Origin of the sequence: Nostoc sp. DedQUE04 (genome assembly GCF_034530995.1) — a bacterium.
Lineage (GTDB): Bacteria > Cyanobacteriota > Cyanobacteriia > Cyanobacteriales > Nostocaceae > Nostoc.
This window is the reverse complement of record NZ_JAVRCA010000010.1, coordinates 54,525-75,220: the sequence shown is the minus strand read 5'-3', so window position 1 is coordinate 75,220 and position 20,696 is coordinate 54,525. Positions and strand designations below refer to the sequence as shown.

At 42.0% G+C, this 20,696-nt stretch carries 20 protein-coding genes and 1 pseudogene; 6 read left to right on the top strand and 15 right to left on the bottom strand.

Annotated features, from left to right (window positions below):
• Positions 1-369: 369 nt before the first annotated feature.
• Positions 370-597 (top strand): DUF2949 domain-containing protein, encoded by a 228-nt coding sequence (locus tag RM049_RS09420; RefSeq protein WP_292736094.1) that lies wholly within the window; start codon positions 370-372, stop codon positions 595-597.
• Positions 598-908: 311 nt separating this feature from the next.
• On the opposite strand, the gene RM049_RS09415 is transcribed toward RM049_RS09420, so the two are convergent.
• From RM049_RS09415 to RM049_RS09390, 6 genes are all read right to left on the bottom strand, one after another.
• A complete protein-coding gene (locus RM049_RS09415; RefSeq protein WP_322671398.1) occupies positions 909-2,063 on the bottom strand; it encodes an alanine--glyoxylate aminotransferase family protein in 1,155 nt (384 codons plus the stop codon).
• A 1,213-nt stretch (positions 2,064-3,276) separates the two neighbouring features.
• The gene (locus RM049_RS09410; RefSeq protein ID WP_322703991.1) at positions 3,277-3,492 is read right to left on the bottom strand and encodes a DUF5615 family PIN-like protein; all 216 of its coding nucleotides are present in this window, start codon (positions 3,490-3,492) and stop codon (positions 3,277-3,279) included.
• Positions 3,486-3,617: a DUF5615 family PIN-like protein gene (locus RM049_RS09405; protein ID WP_322703990.1), complete on the bottom strand. Its 132-nt coding sequence runs from the start codon at positions 3,615-3,617 to the stop codon at positions 3,486-3,488. The genes RM049_RS09410 and RM049_RS09405 overlap by 7 nt, the downstream gene beginning before the upstream one ends.
• Positions 3,618-3,620: 3 nt before the next feature.
• Positions 3,621-3,947, bottom strand: coding sequence for a DUF433 domain-containing protein (locus RM049_RS09400; protein WP_322671395.1), 327 nt, complete (start codon positions 3,945-3,947; stop codon positions 3,621-3,623).
• A gap of 183 nt (positions 3,948-4,130) precedes the next feature.
• A complete protein-coding gene (gene leuS / locus RM049_RS09395; protein WP_322703989.1) occupies positions 4,131-6,776 on the bottom strand; it encodes a leucine--tRNA ligase in 2,646 nt (881 codons plus the stop codon).
• A gap of 249 nt (positions 6,777-7,025) precedes the next feature.
• Entirely contained in the window at positions 7,026-7,181 is a 156-nt protein-coding gene (locus RM049_RS09390) for a hypothetical protein (protein ID WP_322671393.1), read from the bottom strand.
• A 14-nt stretch (positions 7,182-7,195) separates the two neighbouring features.
• On the opposite strand from RM049_RS09390, the gene RM049_RS09385 reads away from it, so the two are divergent.
• On the top strand, positions 7,196-7,387 hold the full coding sequence (locus tag RM049_RS09385) for a hypothetical protein (protein ID WP_322703988.1): 192 nt from the start codon (positions 7,196-7,198) through the stop codon (positions 7,385-7,387).
• Positions 7,388-7,503: 116 nt separating this feature from the next.
• Positions 7,504-7,959, top strand: a complete 456-nt coding sequence (locus RM049_RS09380; protein ID WP_322703987.1) for a gamma-glutamylcyclotransferase family protein — start codon at positions 7,504-7,506, stop codon at positions 7,957-7,959.
• Positions 7,960-7,968: 9 nt separating this feature from the next.
• Here the strand turns inward: RM049_RS09380 and RM049_RS09375 are convergent, their stop codons facing one another.
• Positions 7,969-8,583: an anti-sigma factor family protein gene (locus tag RM049_RS09375; RefSeq protein WP_322671390.1), complete on the bottom strand. Its 615-nt coding sequence runs from the start codon at positions 8,581-8,583 to the stop codon at positions 7,969-7,971.
• A 166-nt stretch (positions 8,584-8,749) separates the two neighbouring features.
• The gene (locus RM049_RS09370) at positions 8,750-9,406 is read right to left on the bottom strand and encodes a sigma-70 family RNA polymerase sigma factor (RefSeq protein ID WP_094352725.1); all 657 of its coding nucleotides are present in this window, start codon (positions 9,404-9,406) and stop codon (positions 8,750-8,752) included.
• 1,226 nt (positions 9,407-10,632) lie between these two features.
• Between RM049_RS09370 and RM049_RS09365 the strand changes: the two genes are divergently transcribed.
• Positions 10,633-11,235: a L,D-transpeptidase gene (locus RM049_RS09365; protein ID WP_322686919.1), complete on the top strand. Its 603-nt coding sequence runs from the start codon at positions 10,633-10,635 to the stop codon at positions 11,233-11,235.
• Positions 11,236-11,325: 90 nt separating this feature from the next.
• Here the strand turns inward: RM049_RS09365 and RM049_RS09360 are convergent, their stop codons facing one another.
• From RM049_RS09360 to RM049_RS09340, 5 genes are all read right to left on the bottom strand, one after another.
• The gene (locus RM049_RS09360) at positions 11,326-11,865 is read right to left on the bottom strand and encodes a late competence development ComFB family protein (RefSeq protein ID WP_190909652.1); all 540 of its coding nucleotides are present in this window, start codon (positions 11,863-11,865) and stop codon (positions 11,326-11,328) included.
• 121 nt (positions 11,866-11,986) lie between these two features.
• Positions 11,987-12,922 (bottom strand): M23 family metallopeptidase, encoded by a 936-nt coding sequence (locus RM049_RS09355; protein WP_322703986.1) that lies wholly within the window; start codon positions 12,920-12,922, stop codon positions 11,987-11,989.
• Positions 12,923-13,444: 522 nt separating this feature from the next.
• On the bottom strand, positions 13,445-14,143 hold the full coding sequence (locus tag RM049_RS09350; RefSeq protein WP_322703985.1) for a DevA family ABC transporter ATP-binding protein: 699 nt from the start codon (positions 14,141-14,143) through the stop codon (positions 13,445-13,447).
• A 95-nt stretch (positions 14,144-14,238) separates the two neighbouring features.
• A complete protein-coding gene (gene devC / locus RM049_RS09345; RefSeq protein ID WP_322704054.1) occupies positions 14,239-15,411 on the bottom strand; it encodes an ABC transporter permease DevC in 1,173 nt (390 codons plus the stop codon).
• A gap of 126 nt (positions 15,412-15,537) precedes the next feature.
• Positions 15,538-16,734: an ABC exporter membrane fusion protein gene (locus RM049_RS09340; protein ID WP_416212628.1), complete on the bottom strand. Its 1,197-nt coding sequence runs from the start codon at positions 16,732-16,734 to the stop codon at positions 15,538-15,540.
• Between the two features lie 678 nt (positions 16,735-17,412).
• Between RM049_RS09340 and RM049_RS09335 the strand changes: the two genes are divergently transcribed.
• Both RM049_RS09335 and RM049_RS09330 read left to right on the top strand, forming a co-directional pair.
• Entirely contained in the window at positions 17,413-17,562 is a 150-nt protein-coding gene (locus RM049_RS09335; protein ID WP_322703983.1) for a hypothetical protein, read from the top strand.
• 77 nt (positions 17,563-17,639) lie between these two features.
• A pseudogene (locus RM049_RS09330) lies at positions 17,640-18,450 on the top strand (IS5 family transposase).
• Positions 18,451-18,578: 128 nt separating this feature from the next.
• Here the strand turns inward: RM049_RS09330 and RM049_RS09325 are convergent.
• Both RM049_RS09325 and devC (RM049_RS09320) read right to left on the bottom strand, forming a co-directional pair.
• The gene (locus tag RM049_RS09325) at positions 18,579-19,283 is read right to left on the bottom strand and encodes a DevA family ABC transporter ATP-binding protein (protein ID WP_322703982.1); all 705 of its coding nucleotides are present in this window, start codon (positions 19,281-19,283) and stop codon (positions 18,579-18,581) included.
• A 95-nt stretch (positions 19,284-19,378) separates the two neighbouring features.
• Positions 19,379-20,551, bottom strand: coding sequence for an ABC transporter permease DevC (devC, locus tag RM049_RS09320; protein ID WP_322688105.1), 1,173 nt, complete (start codon positions 20,549-20,551; stop codon positions 19,379-19,381).
• Positions 20,552-20,696 lie beyond the last annotated feature (145 nt).

The following is a 20,696-nucleotide window of genomic DNA, read 5'->3' as shown; positions in this document are numbered from 1 at the left end:
GGTAATAATGTAAAATTCTACTGTCTCAAACCTGAAATCGCAGTTTTCAGGTTTAGTCTCAAAAATATTCCCTTGGGCGTAAGTGTAAATAGTCGCCAATAAGAGAGTATAGGCTATGGAATCTTTATTACTACCTGTGTAATTAAATAAAACACAAAGGTAAATAAGATGAAGCCAATTTAATTAAGTAAAAATACTGCTTAATAAGCTAACGAATGATTTGTATGAGAATTTTATTTCTCAGACCATCTATAAGAAGCCTCTGTTGAAGGCAGATTAACAAAAACTGTGCTGGGGTGTATGGCCGAAAACGGCACAGTCACAGATGAAATACTAGCTACTGTCTACCGAGTAATGGTGAACTGATATATGACAATACATTCTGCACAAGGAGGTGAGATACAAATGTCACCATCAAAATATTCTCGGCTAATTCATTTTTTGCAAGAAGATTTGGCAATTTCCACAGCATCACTAGCGGTGGCACTTCGGCATCGGGAGCAAGACCCAGGTCCTTTGGCAATGATTCTTTGGCAATATGGGTTAGTTACTCTAGAGCAATTAGAACAAATTTATGATTGGCTAGAGACGGCGTAGGTTATAGCAATTTTGGCTTGTAGTTTTTAGACTTTGACTTAAAAGTTTCTACCAAATGCATATTAGCAGAATCTCAAACAATACTATTTATGCCAATTTTGGATGATACTAAGTTGCCAAAGTTAGTCTTGTTTGGTGTCAAAGATACAGTACGACTTTCTTCAAAGCAAATAATACTATCTAGGGCAACTTGGTGTTATTTAAAAGGATTGAGGTATGTGACATCAACTCTACCTTATGCAAAGGTTTCTACTCTATATACAAATCAAAAGAGCGAGTTGATAATTTAACTCGCTCTTTTGATTTATTACTCAGGACTGACTAAACACTTTAACTGCTGCTGCTATGCCAGAACCAGGGGTGAAATCTTCGTAGCCAAGTTCTGTGAGGGTAACTTCTAAGGATGCTATACAGCTAAGGATATCGCGATCGCTCACAAAACCCAAGTGACCAATACGGAAAATTTTATTGCTCAAATGATCTTGACCACCAGCTAGGGCAATATCAAAGCGTTTTTTCATCAATGACCGAATCTTATCGGGTTCAATCCCCTGTGGTGCTACAGCTGTAATCGCCGGACTAGCAGAATTATCTGCTGCAAGCAAAGGTAAATTTAACCCTTTTATGGCGGCGCGGGTAGCATTCTTCAGGCGTTCGTGTCGAGCAAAGATTGATTCCAAGCCTTCCTCTTTCATGATTCGCAACGTGGTGTGTAACGCTACGATCAAGTTCACAGGCGGAGTAAATGGAGTTGTATTTTTGGCTGTGGCTTTGCGATATTTGCCTAAATCCAAATAATATTTTGGTAGCTTCGCAGTTTTGTAAGCTTCCCAAGCTTTGGCACTGACAGAAACAAAACCCAATCCCGGCGGAATCATATAACCTTTTTGGGAACCAGAAGCGACGATATCTAAGCCCCAAGCATCCACGGGTAGATTGAATGCACCCAAGCTAGTAACGGCATCAACGATAATTAAAGCTTCACCGTGTTCTTTAACGTGGCGGTTGATGGTTTCTAAGTCATTCAACACACCCGTCGAGGTTTCACTGTGGGTAATAATTACAGCTTTGATTTGCTTTTGGGTATCTGCTTGGAGTTTTTCGGCAAATACTGCGGGGTCTAAGGGTTTTCCCCATTCCACCTTAACTTCTTCTACATTCAAACCGTAGGCTTGACCGACTTCTACCCAGCGTTCGCCAAATTTACCATTAGAGCCAACTAAAATGCGATCGCCTGGAGAGAGAAAATTAATTATTCCCGCTTCTACAGCACCCGTACCACTGACATTCAGCGTCAGCACATCACTTTGAGTTTGGTGCAGCCACTTGAGGTTTTCTGTCACCTCTGCCAATATGTTGCTAAATTCACTAGTACGATGCCCAATCGGATGCTTGGCTAATGCCAGTAAGGCAGCTTCTGGCACCGGTGTAGGGCCTGGAATCATCAGCATCAGCTTATCGTTCATGTTTCTATCCTAAAAGTCAAATAAAAGTCAAAATTGTGGGAAGTCGGTTAAGTCTGATAGCAAATCCTAGATATTCATCTACAAATTCCACTCAGATTGTCACCAACATTGTTGTATATTTTCCAAATTTATAGGAAAAGTATTGTGGGAGTGTAACGATCGGTCAGCTTGACCTTTGCAATTTATACCAGACTCCAACTCAGATAAAACCTCTGTTCCAGGCAATCTTACCACACACCTAGACGCCAGGTTAAGGTGTCTGCTCGTAGGCGAACGGCTATTTTAGCCAAGGATGAAACATCTATCTAGATGAGGCATAGGTACGATAAATTCTTAAAATCTACCCATAATCCACCTCAGTTGTTTTTATAGAAAAACACGAAATCGTTTTGAACATCGCGGTAATTGTCACTGAAAAAGTTGTGTTTTGCTTCCATGAAAGAAGTAACTCACTACACTATACAGAAGACTTGGATGTTACCATTTGCTAAGAGATAAAAGATACCCAACCCAAACTTTTCAATCTATTTGGATCAAACATTTGTTCTTGGGTTGCCATTCTCTAAACAATACCTTCGTTTATGATTTATTTGAGTCAAAATCGCTTTGATACCAATATCCAAGCCTTTTCTAGGTTATTTGATTGCGACTAATTTGACGCAGAAGTTGAGATATCTATGCTACTAATTGCTGCACTTTTTGATACTGCACTTAGTAGTAAGCAATGTCGGCGGCGGGTAGTAATAAACTATAAGTTTTTATACTATACTTACAAAATTGCTACAATCGTGCTTAGTCTCCTTAGTTACTATTCACGGTGAGTCGTTTTTAACTAGTGTTCAGTTCATAAAGTGTCACTCACCAGATCCCCGGTATTCTTACAAAAGAGATATTCTTAGTTAGTGCAAGGAGTGATACCATTTCACCACATGTTTGTCACAAGTTATCCCCGTAATACTCCCTCAGTAGGGAGTGTTGCAGATTTCAAATGTTGCATCAAACGAGTGAGTTGGTATAAGCTTTTACGGAAAAGCGCTTGAGTAAGCAAAATTCTCAAGCGCTTTTTTGTGTATAAATAAAACAGTCCAACTCTCTGGACAATCGGATAGATGTTTTTAAATACACATATACCAAAGAAGGAACCTACTGTTATAAAAATTGTTGCAACATATACTTGATAACTCAAGCATTTGTGCGTACCATCAAAACCTTGTTAAGTTACTGGACGTACCACACGAATTAGTTTTCCTTGCAAAGGTTCTTCTTTTGCCACAGCCTCATCTATCCGTGCTGCAAATTGTTGCCAATTACGATTATTCGTGCAAACAAAAATACCGAAGTGGTTAGAATCACGACGATGCAAACGGATAAAATCAACTCTGTTGATAGTTAATATTGAGCGTTCTTGACTTATGGCAAATGCTAGCACTTCCTCATCAGGTATACCTTGTCTGCATTTTCTGCTTCTTGAACTGTCAAAATATCATGCCCCAAAGCGCGTAATAATTCTACAACTGGAAAGGGAAACTGCTCATCTGCGTAAAACCGTGCCATTGATTAGGCTACCTCATTACGCTCAATTGCCAATTCGATTTCATCGGGATGAGCTTCTGCATATACCCAAGCATTAGCTAAATCTGTAGCTGTAATAGTTGGATAGCTCGTCAAAAGGTCAGCATCACTATATCCAAGACCGCGAGCTTCCACAAGTACCCAAACAGGAATACGAGTTTTAGCGATGCGAGCCTCTCCACCACAAACTCTAGGAGTTTTTTCAATTCCTTGCCAATTGTTGCCAAGACTTTGAGCAAATAACTGTATAGCCTGCAATTTTTCATCAGGACTGAGGGCAAGAAGTTGTTGTTCTAACTCTTTGAGTGTCACGGATGTAAATCCTCTGATGTTTTGTCAGGCTAAATTTACAATTTTATCAATTGCTAAGTACAAGATTTCATTAATTCGTAGCGAATTCCCTATGGTAAGGCGTTCGCGTAGCGTCTCGTAGAGAAGCGCATCTGCGTTTAAATTTCAACTCTCAATTTGCCACGATTTTATGCAAAACTGTACTTAGCTAACTACAAAATTCACCAACTTTCCAGGCACCACAATTACCTTTTTAATCTCTTTACCTTCGATGTAACGCTGGGCAATTTCTGATTCACGAGCATATTTCTCCAACGCTGCTTTATCTGCTTGTGCTGGTACTTGAATTGCGCCGCGAGTTTTGCCATTAATCTGAATCGGCAGAGTAATTTCATCAGCTACCAAAGCAGCAGGGTCAAATGATGGCCAAGTTTGAGTATGAATTGAATCACTTTCACCCAATAAATGCCACAATTCATCAGCAATATGTGGTGCAAATGGTGCTAGTAAAACCACCAAAGTGAGAATACCTTCTGCGTAAATCGGTGAATTTTTGCCGTCAGCATGAGTTAAGGCATTACTCAACTTCATCAATTCTGAAATAGCAGTATTGAATTGATATTCGTCTTCCACGTCTTCTGTCACTGCTTGAATCGCCGTGTGAATCGCCCGCCGCAATTCCTTTTCTGCCTTAGTTAAATCAGATTGGGGTTTTTTATGGGATACCCCAGCCGCAATATAATCTGTTACCAAACGCCAAACCCGATTTAAAAACCGGAATTGTCCTTCCACATCGGCTTCATCCCATTCCAAGTCTTTTTCTGGCGGCGCTTTGAACAAGATGAACATCCGCGCTGTGTCTACACCGTATTTGGAAATTACATCTTCTGGCGCTACACCGTTGCCCTTTGATTTAGACATGGTAGCGTAGAGGCGTTGCAGTGGTTCGCCTGTTTGGGGGTCACGGGGGTCGGCTGAATTTACTAGATTAGAAGGAATCCATTTATCTTTCCCACCCTTATTAGGATTTAGATAAGTTAAACCCTGTACCATACCTTGAGTTAAGAGGCGTTGGAAGGGTTCATCAAAGTTTAACAAGCCTCTGTCCCGTAGTACCTTAGTAAAGAACCGCGAATACAACAAATGTAAAATTGCGTGTTCAATCCCACCCACATACTGGTCAACTGGCATCCAGTCGTTTATTTTACTAGAATCGAAAACTTGTTGTTCATTCTTAGCGTCAGGGAAGCGCAAGTAATACCACGAGGAATCAATAAAAGTATCCATCGTGTCAGTTTCCCGCTTTGCTGGAGTGCCACAAGTTGGACAAGGTACATTTACCCAACTCTCTAACTGAGTCAAAGGTGAACCACCACGTCCAGTAAATTCCACCTCTTCCGGTAACTGTACTGGCAAATCTCGATCGGGAACTGGTACTATCCCACAGTTGGGACAGTGAATTACAGGTATCGGTGCGCCCCAGTAACGTTGCCGTGAAATCAACCAATCCCGCAAGCGATATTGCACCCGTACTTTACCAAAACCTTGTTGTTCGGCGTATTCAATTATTGCTTGTTTAGCATCAGTGGAAGTCATACCAGTAAAAGCCCCAGAATTAATTAAAATTCCTGGTTCAGTGTATGCCTGGTTATATTCAATTTGGATGAGTTGTGTGACTTCATCATTCTCTGATGTTGGAGTTAAGTCAAAACCTGCAACATCATCTGGGGAAGCTATGACAAAATCAACTGGCAAATCATAATTTTTGGCAAACTTAAAATCCCGGACATCGTGTGCCGGTACACCCATCACTGCTCCAGTACCATACTCATACAGTACATAATCAGCAATCCAAATCGGCACTTCTTCCCCTGAAAATGGGTTAATTGCCTTACCACCTGTGGGTATACCCCGCTTAGGTTTGTCTTCAGCAGTACGTTCCAACTCACTTTGATTAGAAACCTCTTTAAAAAAGGCTTCTACCGCTGCTTGTTGTTCTTTTGTAGTGACGCGCTTTGTTAAAGGATGTTCTGGTGCTAACACTAGATAGCTAACACCATAAACTGTATCTGGGCGTGTGGTGTACACTCCAATTTTTTCATCTATCCCAATAATGGGAAATTCTAAGTAAGCGCCTGTAGATTTGCCAATCCAGTTTGCCTGCATAGACTTGACGCGTTCCGGCCAACCTGTCAATTGATGCAAGTCGTTGAGTAATTCTTCAGCATAGTCGGTAATCTTGAAAAACCACTGGCGTAATAATTTGCGCTCAACTATTGCTCCACTGCGCCAAGAACGTCCTTCGTTATCAACTTGCTCATTTGCTAGTACAGTTTGATCGATCGGGTCCCAGTTTACAGCCGCTTCTTTTTGATAAGCTAAACCCGCTTGCAAAAACTGCAAGAAAATCCATTGCGTCCACTTGTAATAATCTGGCGAACAGGTAGCGAGTTCGCATTCCCAGTCAATAGATAAACCGAGACGCTGCAATTGTTGCCGCATCTGGGTAATATTCTGATAAGTCCATTTAGCTGGCGGTACACCACGGTCAATGGCGGCATTTTCTGCTGGCAAGCCAAAAGCATCCCAACCCATTGGGTGTATTACCCGATACCCTTGCATTCGTTTAAGGCGGGCAATCACATCGGTAATCGTATAATTACGGACGTGACCCATGTGTAGGCTGCCCGATGGATAAGGGAACATGGAAAGAGCATAGAATTTTGGCTTGTTGCTAACTGTCGGTGTCTTATCTAAGCCAAGTTCTACCCATGTTTTTTGCCATTTTTCCTCAATTGCTGCTGGGTTATATCGGGAATCTACAGAATCACGTATTTCCAATGGTTTCATGCCTGTTACACTTTATTTCTACTAATTTTCTAGCATTTGCTTACTAGTACATTTGAACCACTATGTTAAGGGAATTATCTGTCTAGTAATTTTCTAATTTAATTTACAAAATCAATTTACTATTTCTTTCTACCCCCTATTTCTATCTATCTTATATCCCTAAAGTTCAACAAGTTTAGGTATATAGTGCATAAAAAAGTCCCTAAGCTTAGGATGCTGGGGACTAGATGTATTTGGTTCTAAACTGATTTACTGGGTTAGCAATCCGATAGCCATTTCAAGGTGTATCTTAGCTTTGTGCAAGTTAAGCAAATTTTCTTGGTCGTATCTGTCAGGATAGCTCATAGCTTTGCCTTCCATCGTCAGCTTAATCAGTGCTGCTTGCTCATCAGTGGGTGAATTCATCTCATCTCTCAACAATGGCTAATCCTAAAGGAAATCCAGAAAATTTAAAAAAATTTACTACTGATAGAGAGGAGCCACTGACCGAGAAAATGAATATACGCATGACTAAGACAATGAAAGAGGAAGTGCAGCAACAACATAACCCTCCTGAATTTTGTAAAGAAGCTATTCAAGAGAAGTTAGATAGGAATAAAGGGCAAGAGTAGTACTTAATTGTTTAACTATTAATCTGAGTAAACAAAAATATCTCTAGAACTGATATCTAGAGGTATTCAAAATCATAGGTTTTGATTGCTGTCAAGTTAGATGGTTAAAATAGGCGATGGTTGAATCAAATCTAAAATTTATTGATTTAGTACGGGTTTTTGTCTACGGCACGCTTAAGCCAGGTGAAGCTAACTATAAAAGATACTGTGCTGGCAAAGTAGTTGATGTCAAAACAGCCATTGTACAAGGCAAATTATTTGCTCTGCCAATGGGCTACCCAGCGATGACGCTAGGGAATAGCCAAGTTTACGGATATTTACTTTCTTTTTCCTACCCAAAGATTTTAAATGAGCTAGATGTGCTGGAAGATTACCAGCCCAATAGACAAACACCAGAAAACCTCTATAATCGACAAATTATCGAGGTTTATGAGCCACAGTCGCTCTCTTATAGTTGGGCTTGGGTTTATTTAATGACTCTAGAACAAGTTGAGCAATTAGGAGGTTTACTCCAACCTAGCGGCTGGTGGAGCGGCTGTGGTTTAACCCTAGAGTACAGTTTTGAACTGTAAACTTTGCGATTAGTTTATGTCCTGTTTGGGGTCGTGTCGTTGCGGCTGAACCTGATAAATTGAATTTTCTGGAGAGGCTACTGCTGCTTTCGGAATTTCAATTACCGGGTTATTTAGTCCCACCATCAGCGGGGAAGGGGGAACTATAGACGCTGAGGACGTTTGTATCGGTTCTCTTTGTGGTTGTTGCGCCAGTTGCGGCACCATCGAACCACCACCTACTAAGCCAGATATTGCACCGATCGCACAAGCAGCAACAGCTGCACCTGCCGCTATCCAGTTTAAACGGGAGCGGCGGCGCAAACGTGTCAATACTTGCTGAACTGTTTCTTCTGGCGACTGTTGGGCTGCTGGCACTGGGAGCGTCCGCAAACCTTGGCGCAGTTTTAACAGTCGGGCATACAAACATTTAACTGAGGCATCATTTGCCAGCCATTCTTCTACTTGCCTGCGTTCGGTGGCTGTGACTTCACCATCGAGGTAAGCACTCAATAACTCGAAGCGATCGCGCTTCACCATATCCATAAGACCCGTTGATTCATTGGTATGCTTGGCCATTCCATCTGACAAATCTTGAGGAAGTTGCAAAGGAGAACGGTCGTAAAACTGAGAATCAGTAGTCATCTTAACATTATTACCAATTCATACACGGGTAAACTGGGCGGGAATTTTGGGAGAATTAGCCAATTTTCTACCTTTAGGCAGAAACAATCTACGTCTTTCTAGTAATTTTTAATCTATGCTTAAATTCTGCCATTGGGCAGAAGCAAGATACTGTAAATTAAGAAAATTAGGAGTCTAGATAATTCTGCAAGTGGGCTTGCAGCCTCGATCTAGCTCTGGCGATTCTGGACTTCACAGTTCCTAGAGAAACTCCAGTGATTTCGGCAATTTCTTCATAAGCCATGCCTTCGATTTCTCTGAGGACAATGGTAGTACGAAAAACTTCTGGTAAATCCGCGATCGCTTCCCGCAATTGCTCGTAAAATTCTCTCGTTGTCAGTTCTTCTTCAGGGCCTGGGGTATCACCAGCGATTTCCCAATCCATCTCGCCGTCCTCTAAGGAACGGGGAGCATCCAGTGACAAAGGACTCATCACCCGCTTGCGTTTACGTAACTCGTCGTAAAACAAGTTCGTGGCAATGCGGCTTAACCAGCCCCGAAATTTAGCAGGCTCTTGTAATCGGTTAATGTTCCGATACACTCGAATCCAAACTTCTTGAGCCAAATCGGCTCTGTCAGGCCAATCTGGAGCTAAGTGGTATAGAACTCGATCGACTTGACTTTGATAGCGGCGTAATAGTTCCGCAAAAGCAGCACGATCTGGTCGCAGTCCGGCTTGACAGCGCAAAATTAAATCGTGGTTAGGGAGTTTGTCAACTTGCACTGATGCTTCTGGATACTTTGCATCAACCGTTGACCAGGATACAGTAATCGATTGACTCATAGATCGTACTGGCTCTAAATCATCCCTATCTATTAGACCTGCTAATGGTACAGAAGTTCCATGCTCAGGTGACGGATTTATGACTGGAACACTGAAGCAGACAATTTTGGATATATTTGTAGCAATAAGCAGAGCCACTTTTCCTTATACTGCTCCCATAGTTGCCTAAGACCTATCAACGAACAAAGGCGCGATCTAATGCACATTTTAGTACTTTTAGCAACTGGGTATATACGCTTGCTCGAGATAATTAAATTTAGCTATAAAAATGAAGATAAAATTTTGTAATTCTAACTTCTTGATACCTTTAAAATTCGGGTAATAATTTCTGGAAGTTAGGTTGCTGTGGTTGCTAAGATGGTGATTTAATTTTTTGATTTCGTTACCAGAATAGTTGCTGATTGTTCTGATTGTGGACCGAAAGCAGTACTAGAGTTATGTTGCTCTGGTACGCGAACTTGAAAAAATAAATTGAGGGAAAATGTAATTGTTACCGCTAGCAATAGTTTTTCAAACATGGTTTTTCATCCACCTACACCATTAATGATTGATTGCTACATTTCAAGAGTTCCACTAAAAAGTCTGAGGAGAGGCTTACGACCCTCAAAACTTTGGAGGAATGAGGTTGCTCACTTGAAGTTTTGCCGCTGGGAAAATTTGCATAGTCTTAGTTTGCCCAGAGGTGTTGGCAGATTTATAGCGGAAATGATAAGTATTGATAAATTTTTGATGACCGGATGATGAACTCATCCAATTGCTCGGCTGGATATGTCAGGGATAAACAATAGGCGATGGCAATGGTAAGAAACGAATCTGTAGGGCGTATGGTAATGCTGCTTTGTTTTGGCACAGCATTTTTATCCTTAGCTGTCCATTGGCGCATTAGTACGGCGGAACGGCAGTATGAGAAGTCTGCATCTACTTCGATGCGGCGAGATTCTACCCGAACCAATCTTAAGGGAAGCCGGACTGAAGGAGTCTACAAGAATCTTTCCCAAGTGAGTTTGGGGGAAATTGCGCTGGGTGGATCTGTGCCACCTGATGAAGTTACCCAAGGCTCGACTGCCCAGAGGACGTTTACACCAAAGTCCTCTGCTATTAAACCTAAAACTAAATCAAAAATAATTAAGAAGAATCTAGCTAAAACAACTACTCGTAAAGCTTCTACACTCAAGTCTTCTACCATTAAGTCGCAAATAATTAAGAAGAATCTAGCGAAAGCAGCTATTCGTAGGGCTTCTAAACTCAAGCCTGCTACCATTAAGCCTCAAACTAAACCCCAAATTATTAAGAATAATGTAGCTAAAGCAAGCGACTTACCAACTCAGCCGCAACTGGTAGCCCCAGTAGAAAGACAAAATCCAGTTGCAGATAGTTGGCCAAAAGGTCTGTGGTCTCAGGCTTCAGCCCAACAAGTACCATCTAGTAGGCTGGCAAATGTCAAGACGCAAGTGGTGGTTGATTTAAGCGATCGCCGCACTTATGTATATGCAGGAGAAGAGGTGATCGCCAGCTATCCCATTGCTGTCGGCAAGAAAGGTTGGGAAACGCCCACAGGTTCTTTCCAGGTGATCCACATGCGACATTATCCAATCTGGCGTCACCCGATTACTGGCAAAGTATTTGAGGCTGGTACGGATAGTCCCTTGGGAGATAGATGGATTGGTTTTTGGTCAGATGGACGGAATGAAATTGGCTTTCATGGCACGCCGGATGTTGACCTGGTAGGAACGGCTGTATCCCACGGCTGCTTAAGAATGCGTAATTCTGATGTCCGATTGTTATATGAGCAAGTGAGTATAGGGACAAAAGTGTTAGTACGTGATTAATTAGTTAAGAGTCATTAGTCCTTTGTCCTTTGTCCTTTGTCTAAAACAAATGACCAATGACTAATGACTAATGACTAATGACTCTTAAAATTATAATTTTTGCTCAAAGTTAGGCGCGTATGTTTGGAGTAAAGCACTAACTTGGCGTACAACCTCATTGCCAGTATTTTTACCCAATGCTTGCCGTTCTGGGAAGAAATTGGGTCGATCGAGGTAACGGTTAATCGCCTCGCTTATTTGTTGAGAAATTAAGTCTTGCAGTTGTGCCTGAGCCGTTTGGCGCTGGAAGTTAGCACCCTCTTCTGTAGTAGCATACAAAGGTGGTAGCCGATTGAGAGCGTAAGCGGCAATATCCCCGACATCTAAAGAACTTTCGCTGGTGGCTTCAATTTCTGCGACTCGGGCGATCGCTTCTGTCAGCACCAATTCTTCCATAACGTTAATGAATTGTTTGCGAGGTACCGCCACTACCTCACCAGTCAATAACGCACCCATCAGGCGATCTAACGCCATATACTCTTCAATTGAGAGTTCCGAGGCGTTATCACAGATTCTACCGACTTCTGCTTCCATAGCTGGTGTCAAATAACCATCCTGGAGAGCTTGTTCTACAATTTTTTCGATACTCATAACGCTTATCATCATTTATGTTGGCAAAGCTTGGTAGGGACGGTATCAATCCAATTTATTTTGCCTAATTCTCAGCAAAAAATACACAAATTATGCAAAGACAGGATCAATTCTGCCTCTACTAGTTAACAACCTTAGTTCGCCAAGGTGTTGGATCAACAGATTGTCCGTTGACATATAGACCCCAGTGTAAATGTGGCCCCGTGGCAGCACCTGTTGAACCTACTGCACCAATTAGTTGACCAGCTTTCACAAAATCACCTTCTTTAACGTTAATACGACTCAGGTGCATGAAAATACTAGTTACTCCTTGACCGTGGTCAATGCCAACTACGTTACCGTGTATCCGAAACCCTTGGGATACCCTACCTACCAAAGCAACTCGCCCAGCGGCTGGGGCAATTACCGGTGAACCGGCAGCACCAGCGTAGTCAAGACCACGATGATAGTAGTCTTTTGCAAATGTACCATTATAGTAGCGACGTACACCATAGTTTGTACTCATCCGCCCTGCATTTGGCTTCAGAAATACTCCATTCCAATACTTTTCTGGTGTTTGTAGCGCTTTAAAAGCTGCCACACGCTTAAGTTCATACTCTGTAGCATCCACTCCAGCTTTACCAGGTGGCAAAGTAATACGTTGTACGGGGAATTTGCGGTTAAGCACATTCACTGCTAAGTTTTGCACTTGACCATCCCCCGCAACCCGAAGTGTTCTAGTTCCAGCTTTTTCTAATGGAGTTGTGGGAACAAAAGCCCGATACTGATTGGGCGCAATTTCAAAGGCTGGGTATGTATTCTTTCCACTGGCTACTGTTGGTTTTGTACTATTCTCTGGATTATCTAGATTAATCTGCACCGAGAGTGTATCCCCTAATTTAGGATTAGTTGGAATCACCTTTACTTGCAAAGCATCTACAGGTAATGCCAAGGCCATCGGGAGAACAGCAAATATTCCCTTTAACACATTTATTGCACGGCAATTGGCTGTCAAAGTTTTGACATCAAAACCGAGCAAATTTTTGTTTGAACTACTAGCGCTATTCTCAATAATCATAGAACTACAAAAACCCTTGCTTGTATTGGAAAATAGATTAGCTTATTATCACTAGTGTTTCCTGTTTGAAGCCGATGTTGTTGACAACCATAAATTTTCGGAAATTCTCCAGGTACTTATGGATTGCAAGGGCAAATCATTTTATCTGTAATTTTAGGAAATTGGTTTTAACTCTAATAACCAAGGTGTATGACATTGGCAATGAGCATAAAATTTAACTGTGATTACATAAATAATACTTGAAGGAAATCTTGGAATCAACTGGACACTTTTTCAACTGGACACTAATATCACATTGTTAGGTTGAAATTGGTATGGGGAAATTACTTAAACTAGGTAAGTAAGTCAGTGAAGATAAATTAAACTATATACATACCATTTGGAAATATTTTAAAACTTACTGAGAATAGCGCTTTAGTTGCCAAAAAACTATGATACTAAGGCAAAAATGTGAGTCTGCCACGCCACACTTCAGATTTACTTTATAAATCAACTCTGAATCAGGGAATACGTTAATTAACTTTAGGCTGAAAGTATTACTTTTGACTTGAGTATGCCATCTTCCATCTGAACTATGCGATCGGCAATGTCTAGGATGCGGTTGTCATGAGTAACCATCAAGATGGTACAGCCTTGTTCTTTTGCTAGTTTTTGCATGAGATTGACTATATCTCGTCCTGATTGACTGTCAAGGGCGGCGGTGGGTTCATCCGCGAGGATTATTTGAGGATGACTGACTAAAGCACGAGCGATCGCTACTCGTTGTTTTTGTCCCCCAGACAGTTTATCAGGATAGTAATGCAAATGATTTCCCAATCCTACTTGCTCTAACATTTGGGCTGACCTAGCTCGCATCTTTTTTAACCCAAGATGTTTGTGCAATTCTAAAGCCATTTTGACGTTTTGGAGTGCCGTTAAACTACCATGCAAATTATGTGCTTGGAAAATATAACCGTTATGGCGTCGCGCTTGCACTAGTTCTTCAGCACTAGCACCACAAAGTTCTCGTCCCAACACCTGCAAACTACCAGATTGAGCAGAACGCAACCCACCCGCTAAGGTTAGTAAGGTAGTCTTTCCAGAACCAGAAGGCCCAGTCATGATAATAATTTCACCAGCATTAATCTCTAAGTTGATATTACATAAAACTTGCTTGCGGAGTGAGCCGTGACCAAAGTGGTGGTCGAGATTTTTAATAGAGATGACGGGTTTGCTAGTCATAAATAGCTCGATTACTCGTGATGATTGTCATTTGTCCTTAGTCATTAGTCCTTTTGAGTAACAAATGACAAATGACCAATGACAAATGACAATTTTTAGAACATATCTGCGGGATCGGTGGCTTGGAGTTTGCAGGTGGCGATCGCACCGGAAATTGTACACATAATGATGGTCAGTACTAATACCTGCAATGCCCGAATTGCAGTCATGTACATGGGCAAATTTGTAGCACTGCGAGTCAGTTGATAAAGCACTAAGGACACTCCCAGTCCGGGAAAGAAGCCCAATGCTGCCAAGATCAACGATTCTTCAAGCACCACACCTAGTAGGTAGTAATTGCGATATCCCATTGCTTTGAAGGTGGCGTATTCTCGAACGTGGGCATTAACATCGTTAGAGAGGACTTGATAGACGATGATCGTGCCCACTACAAACCCCATCGATACACCTAAACTGAAAATAAACCCAATTGGGGAATTTGTTCTCCAGAAGTTATTTTCAAATTCAATAAATTCGGCGTGGGTTAATACTCTGACATCATCTCTGAGGTAGGCTTTGAGCATTGCTGCTACTTTTTTCGGTTCATAGCCTGGTTTCAGAAGAATCAAACCTAGACTGACACTGCTCGACTGTCGCCCAGAAAATAGCCGCAAAAAGTTTTGATCGCTGGTAATCAGGTTGCCATCAAAGCCAAAGGAAGCCCCGACTTGGAATAAGCCACTAATGGTAATTGTGCGCCGTTCTATTTCAGTAGTCAGGGTTTTACCTTGGTCAATTTGAGCGATCGCTTTTTGATAATCTCCTCTTGCACCACGATCGAACAAGACGGTATCCGGCATTTTGATCGCTTGCAATTGCTGGTTAACATCTGGTAAGTCAAAGGCTGGTTTGTCTGGGTTAAAGCCGATAACTAACACCCCTGTCTCACGGTGTGTTTGGGGATTCTTCCAGATTGTGTTGTTGAAATACATTGATTCTGCCGACTTCACCCCTGGTATATCCATTGCTTGGTAAAGTCGCCGCCGAGAAAATGTAGACAAGCTTGCTAAGTTACGGGCTTGGGGACTGGTTAAAACAATGTCTGCTTGCAAACTGCGATGTAGTCTGGTGTTACTGTCATACAGCGCAGTCTGAAAACCTAGCTGCATAAACATGAGAAGATCCGCAAAGGCAATGCCTGATAATGCCACTAAAAGACGGCTTTTTTCATGATTCAATTGCAGCCATCCTAGAGGAGTTCGCCGTCGCAGTTGTTTGAGCAATCCCATCATTAGGTACTGGGGGTTGGGGAGTGGGGAGTGGAGACAAGGGGGACAAGGGGGACAAGGAGGACAAGGGGGACAAGGGAAATAACCAATGTCCAATTGCCCAATGCCCCATGCCCAATGCCCTTTTCACAATTCAATTACTGCCTTAACTTGCATATTGGTTAAGGTGGCGGCTTTTTGGCTGGAAGTTTCATCTAGTCGGATGTGGACTTCTACTACTCTGTTATCGATATTGCTGACGGGATCTGTGTTAATGACATTCTGTCGTCGCACTTGCAAGCCTTTGCGATCTACGATTCCCTGCAATTCAATCGGGAGGTTATCACCAAAGATTCGCACTTGCTGTCCTGAATGCACTTTGCTAATATCGCTTTCGTAGACTTCGGCGATGACATACATCTGGCTGGTTTGTCCAATATCTGCAATGCCATCATTTGATACTAATTCTCCAGGATGGGTATGGATCTCAAATACCTGTCCATTTTGGGGCGATCGCACTTCAGCTTGTTCTAGATTAACTTTTGCCAGATTCATGGCTGCTACGGCACGATTGACTTCTGCTTTAGCGGCTTCTACATCCACTCCCCGCACTTCGGCGATTTCATCGAGTGTTGCTGTGGCTTGTTTAACTTGTTGCTGACTTGTTGATTGGGTACGATTTAACTGTGCTTGGGCTTCTTGCAAGGTTTTTTGAGCGGTTTCCAAGTTTAAACGCTTGCTATCCCGTTGGGAGGCGGAAATTGCGCCTTGTTGATATAGTTGCTGATAGCGTTCGTCTTCTGCTTGGGCGTTACGCACTTCGGCTTGGAATCGCTCAATTGTCGCGGCTTGGGCATTAATATCACCTTGGCGTTCGGCTTCTAGGCGGGCGATCGCAGCTTTTTGGGCGGCAATTTCACCGCGTTTAGCACCTGCTTGGGTGCGGTTTAGGTTTGCCTGGGCTACTTTTACCTGCTCCTGTGCCTCTTTTAATGCTGCTTGGAGGCGATCGCGGCTGTTTAAAATTGCGATCGCTTGTCCTGCTTTTACCTTATCCCCCTCTTTCACTAATAACTTTTCTACCCGACTTCCTTCCGCAGACACCGCAGCAGAGAGTTTAATTACCTTTCCCTGTGGTTCGAGTCGCCCTAAAGCTGTTACCGTTTTTAACTGTGGTAATTGTGTTACTGGTACTTGTGCCTCTGGATTTGCATAATTTTGCCAGCGTTTTATTATATAAAAACTTATGCCGCCAACCAATAAAGATATAGTTATACCTATAGCAACGGATGGACGCAGAATAGACTTAGGGAACGTTCTGTACCCTAGCTTTGAGTTTCGCACCATAGATTACCTCTTAACTAGTGGCGCAGAAAAAAGAACAGATTAGGCTTTTCTCCGTAATTGTTTGCTAATTGCTACTTCTTTAGTCAGTTATTCTTGATTTATCACTTCCAAGTCCATAAAATAATTTGGAAATTGTTGAGCTTTTACTTAGATGAAGTGATTTAGCTGGTTAGGATAACAACGAATATCTCTACCGAATTAGAGGTTTATGTTTTTAGCAAACTACTTTTGTTTTATGAAAGTACTCAGGTATAGTAAACGGTTTTAAAATTCCGGGTTGTAACAGCGCCAACAATCACAATCAAATTAAGTAAATAACAAAAAATATTTGGTGTGATTAAGATTGGTGGAAATTTATATCAAATTTTGATGATTATAGCTTTTCCTAATCGTATTAGGTACATCATATTCCTCTCCTCACTTGCGGGGTGAAGTTGGTTTTTGTACCTCATAAGGGATAAGAACCCTTATAGTCCCATTCAAAGGTTAAAACGAAACATTAACCAAACCGCATTGGGACACCTGTAGCTTGCAATTCTCACAAATCAAATAGGATTACTGTATTAAGTCTGTTTACTATTGGGAATTATAAAGATAGGGACACAAAACTTTCACAATAGTTTTGACGTATCCCTTGTATAGTAAAGATGTACTACTATTTTTAGTGATACAGCCATGCAACCTCTTCAGCCAGTTAGTGTATCAGATTTGCAAGCATTCTTGTCAGCACCAGAGCTGTTGTTGCAGCAGCCAGTAGCTTTGCAATTAGCCGTTGCTAGTTTCCACCAAACACCGCGCAGTCTCTTAGAGGGTGTTTATAAATAAAAAATAAAGAACACCATAGTCATTTCTCCAGGACAGGTATTTTAAAAGAGACAGTCATAGTATTTGAATCGCGTAAAATGGCTCGGAAAGCTTATCCTACAGACGTTTCTGATACCGAATGGGATTTGATAAAATCAATGATTCCAGCAGAACGTCAGCCTTCATCGTGGAAAAAAGCGTGAAGTAGATATGCCGGAGGTAGTAAATGCAATCTTTTACATATTGCGTGCAGGCTGCTCGTGGCGAATGATGCCTCACGATTTACCTGCATGGCAAACAGTATATTCATATTTCCGACGCTGGGAGCGTAAAGGAGTATGGCAGAAAATTCATACAGTATTGCGATCGCAATTGCGTCAGATGGAAGGAAGAGATATAGAGCCATCGGCAGGAATTATCGACTCACAAACAGTTAAAACTACTGACAAAGGAGGGGTGAAGGGCTATGATGCCGGAAAAAAGATTAATGGTCGCAAACGCCATATCCTTGTTGATACGATGGGTTTAATTTTGATGGTTGTCGTACATACAGCTTCGATTCAAGACCGTGATGGCGCAAAGCTTGTATTCGACAAAATTGACCACTTATTCCCTAAACTATATTTAGTTTGGGCGGATGCCGCATATGCTGGCTCATTAGTCGATTGGGTTAGATATTTCATTGGTTGTGGACTCTCCATTATCAAACGTTGCGATCGCACAGACGGATTTAAAGTATTACCTCGCCGTTGGGTAGTAGAGCGTACACTGGCGTGGCTGGGTCGCTATCGTCGTCTCAGTAAGGATTACGAGTATCATCCCCAAACAAGTGAAACGATGATATATGCGGCTATGACAAATCTTATGTTACGTAGATTAGCCCGCAATCATCGTTGCTCGACTGCTTAATTTTTATTTTATAAACACCCTCTTAGAAATAGCAGAAAAAACCTAATGTCTAAAAAGTCTGATTCGCAGTTGCAAAATCTCTTTACTTCACAAATTTGATTTGTGAGAATTGCTCAAAAAGAATCTGCTTAAGATGCTGCAACAACAGCACTGTCATTTACTAACTTGCCATCTTCCATATAAACGATGCGATCGGCAATATCTAAAATGCGGTTGTCATGAGTAACCAAGAGAATGGTACAATCTTGTTCCTTAGCTAGTTTTTGCATCAGGTTAACCACATCTCGTCCCGATTTACTGTCAAGGGCGGCGGTGGGTTCATCTGCTAAGACAATTTTAGGACGACCAACCAACGCACGAGCGATCGCAACTCTTTGTTTTTGTCCCCCGGATAAATCATCAGGATAATAATTCAGGCGTTCTCCTAATCCTACCTCCTCTAACATTTGGGCTGACCGAGTTTTCATTTCTGTCGGTGAAATATTATTATGCACTTCCAAACCCATTCTGACGTTCTGGAGCGCTGTCAGGCTACCGTGCAAATTGTGGGCTTGGAAAATATAACCGTTATTGCGTCGTGCTTGGGTAAGTTGTGCTTTGTTAGCGCCACACAGTTCTTGTTCCAATATCTGCAAACTGCCAGATTGGGCAGAACGCAAGCCGCCAACTAAAGTGAGAAGTGTAGTTTTACCAGAACCAGAAGGCCCAGTCATAATAATAATTTCGCCAGCGTTAATATCCAAATTGATATCAAAGAGAACTTGCTTGCGGAGTTGACCATGACCAAAATAGTGGTCGAGATTTTTAACAGAAATTACAGGTTGACTACTCATAAATAGCTTGATTACTCGTGATGATTGTCATTTGTCCTTAGTCATTAGTCCTTTTGAGTAACAAATGACAAATGACTAATGACAAAGGACTAATTTCAAAACATATCTGCGGGGTCAGCAGACTGTAATTTCCGAGTAGCGATCGCACCAGAAATTATACACATAATCATCGTCAGAGTTAATACCGTCAAGGCTCGTGCTACGGTCATGTAAACTGGCAAATTGGTGGCATTACGAGTTAAATGATAAAGTCCTAAAGGTGCGATCGCTCCTGGGATAAAACCTAAAACCGCCAAAATTATCGCCTCTTCAAACACCACACCTAATAAGTAGAGATTGTTATACCCCATTGCTTTGAAAGTAGCGTATTCTTTGATATGAGAATTCACATCTGTAGAAAGAACTTGATAGACGATAATCACGCCCACCAAAAACCCCATTGCTACACCCAGGCTGAAGATAAATCCGATCGCCGTATTTGTTTTCCAATAATTTATTTCAAATTCGAGAAATTCTGCTTTGGTTAAAACTTTAACATCATTATCTAAATGAGATTCTAAAGCTGCTTTCATCTGTTTTGGGTCATAGCCTGGTTGCAACTGCACCAAACCGAGACTGACACTACTGGCTTCTTGTCTGGGAAATAATCGCAGAAAGTTCTGGTCGCTGGTGATTAAAGTACCATCGGCTATGAAGGAAGCTCCGACTGAAAATAAGCCGCTAACGGTAATTGTCCGCCGTTCTATTTCGGTTGTGACAGTTTTACCTTGTTCAATTTTGGCGATCGCTTCATTGTAATCTCCTCTAGAGGCGCGATCGAACAGAACAGTATCTGGTAGCTTAATAGCATCTATCTGGCGATTCACATCCGCTAAGTTCAACATTTGCCGATCGGGATTGAACCCCATAACTAATATTGTCGTCTTCTGATGTGTTTGGGGATTTTTCCAATCAACAATGTTGACATACATTCCTTCTGCCGACTTTACACCTGGTACATCCATTACTTGATACAACCGCCGCCGCGTAAAGCTAGACATATATGCTAGATTACGTGCTTGCGGGCTGATGACAAACATATCAGCCTGCATACTCCGATGCAGCATTGTGTTACTTTCAAACAGGGCATTCTGAAACCCTAGCTGCATGAACATCAAAACATCGGCAAAGGCAATACCTGACAATGCCACCAAAAGACGACCTTTTTCATGACTTAGTTGCAGCCATCCTAAAGGCGTTCGCCGCCGTACTTGTTCGATTAATTTCATAAGAGGGAGTGGGGAGTGGGGAAATGAGGGAGAGGAGGGAGCAGGGGAAGTAGGGGAAGTAGGGGAGGCAGGGGGAGCAGGGGGAGCAGGGGGAGCAGGGGAGCAGGGGAGACAAGGGGACAAGGGGACAAGGGGACAAGGAGAT

Bases quoted from the DNA above. Each gene is read 5' to 3' on its own strand.
- RM049_RS09415 (WP_322671398.1), bottom strand. From the start codon at position 2,063: ATGAACGATAAGCTGATGCTGATGATTCCAGGCCCTACACCGGTGCCA.
- RM049_RS09350 (WP_322703985.1), bottom strand. From the start codon at position 14,143: ATGACTAGCAAACCCGTCATCTCTATTAAAAATCTCGACCACCACTTT.
- devC (WP_322704054.1), bottom strand. From the start codon at position 15,411: ATGGGATTGCTCAAACAACTGCGACGGCGAACTCCTCTAGGATGGCTG.
- RM049_RS09360 (WP_190909652.1), bottom strand. From the start codon at position 11,865: ATGAGTATCGAAAAAATTGTAGAACAAGCTCTCCAGGATGGTTATTTG.
- leuS (WP_322703989.1), bottom strand. From the start codon at position 6,776: ATGAAACCATTGGAAATACGTGATTCTGTAGATTCCCGATATAACCCA.
- RM049_RS09405 (WP_322703990.1), bottom strand. From the start codon at position 3,617: ATGGCACGGTTTTACGCAGATGAGCAGTTTCCCTTTCCAGTTGTAGAA.
- devC (WP_322688105.1), bottom strand. From the start codon at position 20,551: ATGAAATTAATCGAACAAGTACGGCGGCGAACGCCTTTAGGATGGCTG.
- RM049_RS09375 (WP_322671390.1), bottom strand. From the start codon at position 8,583: ATGACTACTGATTCTCAGTTTTACGACCGTTCTCCTTTGCAACTTCCT.
- RM049_RS09420 (WP_292736094.1), top strand. From the start codon at position 370: ATGACAATACATTCTGCACAAGGAGGTGAGATACAAATGTCACCATCA.
- RM049_RS09325 (WP_322703982.1), bottom strand. From the start codon at position 19,283: ATGAGTAGTCAACCTGTAATTTCTGTTAAAAATCTCGACCACTATTTT.
- RM049_RS09355 (WP_322703986.1), bottom strand. From the start codon at position 12,922: ATGATTATTGAGAATAGCGCTAGTAGTTCAAACAAAAATTTGCTCGGT.
- RM049_RS09370 (WP_094352725.1), bottom strand. From the start codon at position 9,406: ATGAGTCAATCGATTACTGTATCCTGGTCAACGGTTGATGCAAAGTAT.
- RM049_RS09390 (WP_322671393.1), bottom strand. From the start codon at position 7,181: ATGAATTCACCCACTGATGAGCAAGCAGCACTGATTAAGCTGACGATG.
- RM049_RS09335 (WP_322703983.1), top strand. From the start codon at position 17,413: ATGCAACCTCTTCAGCCAGTTAGTGTATCAGATTTGCAAGCATTCTTG.
- RM049_RS09380 (WP_322703987.1), top strand. From the start codon at position 7,504: ATGGTTGAATCAAATCTAAAATTTATTGATTTAGTACGGGTTTTTGTC.
- RM049_RS09385 (WP_322703988.1), top strand. From the start codon at position 7,196: ATGGCTAATCCTAAAGGAAATCCAGAAAATTTAAAAAAATTTACTACT.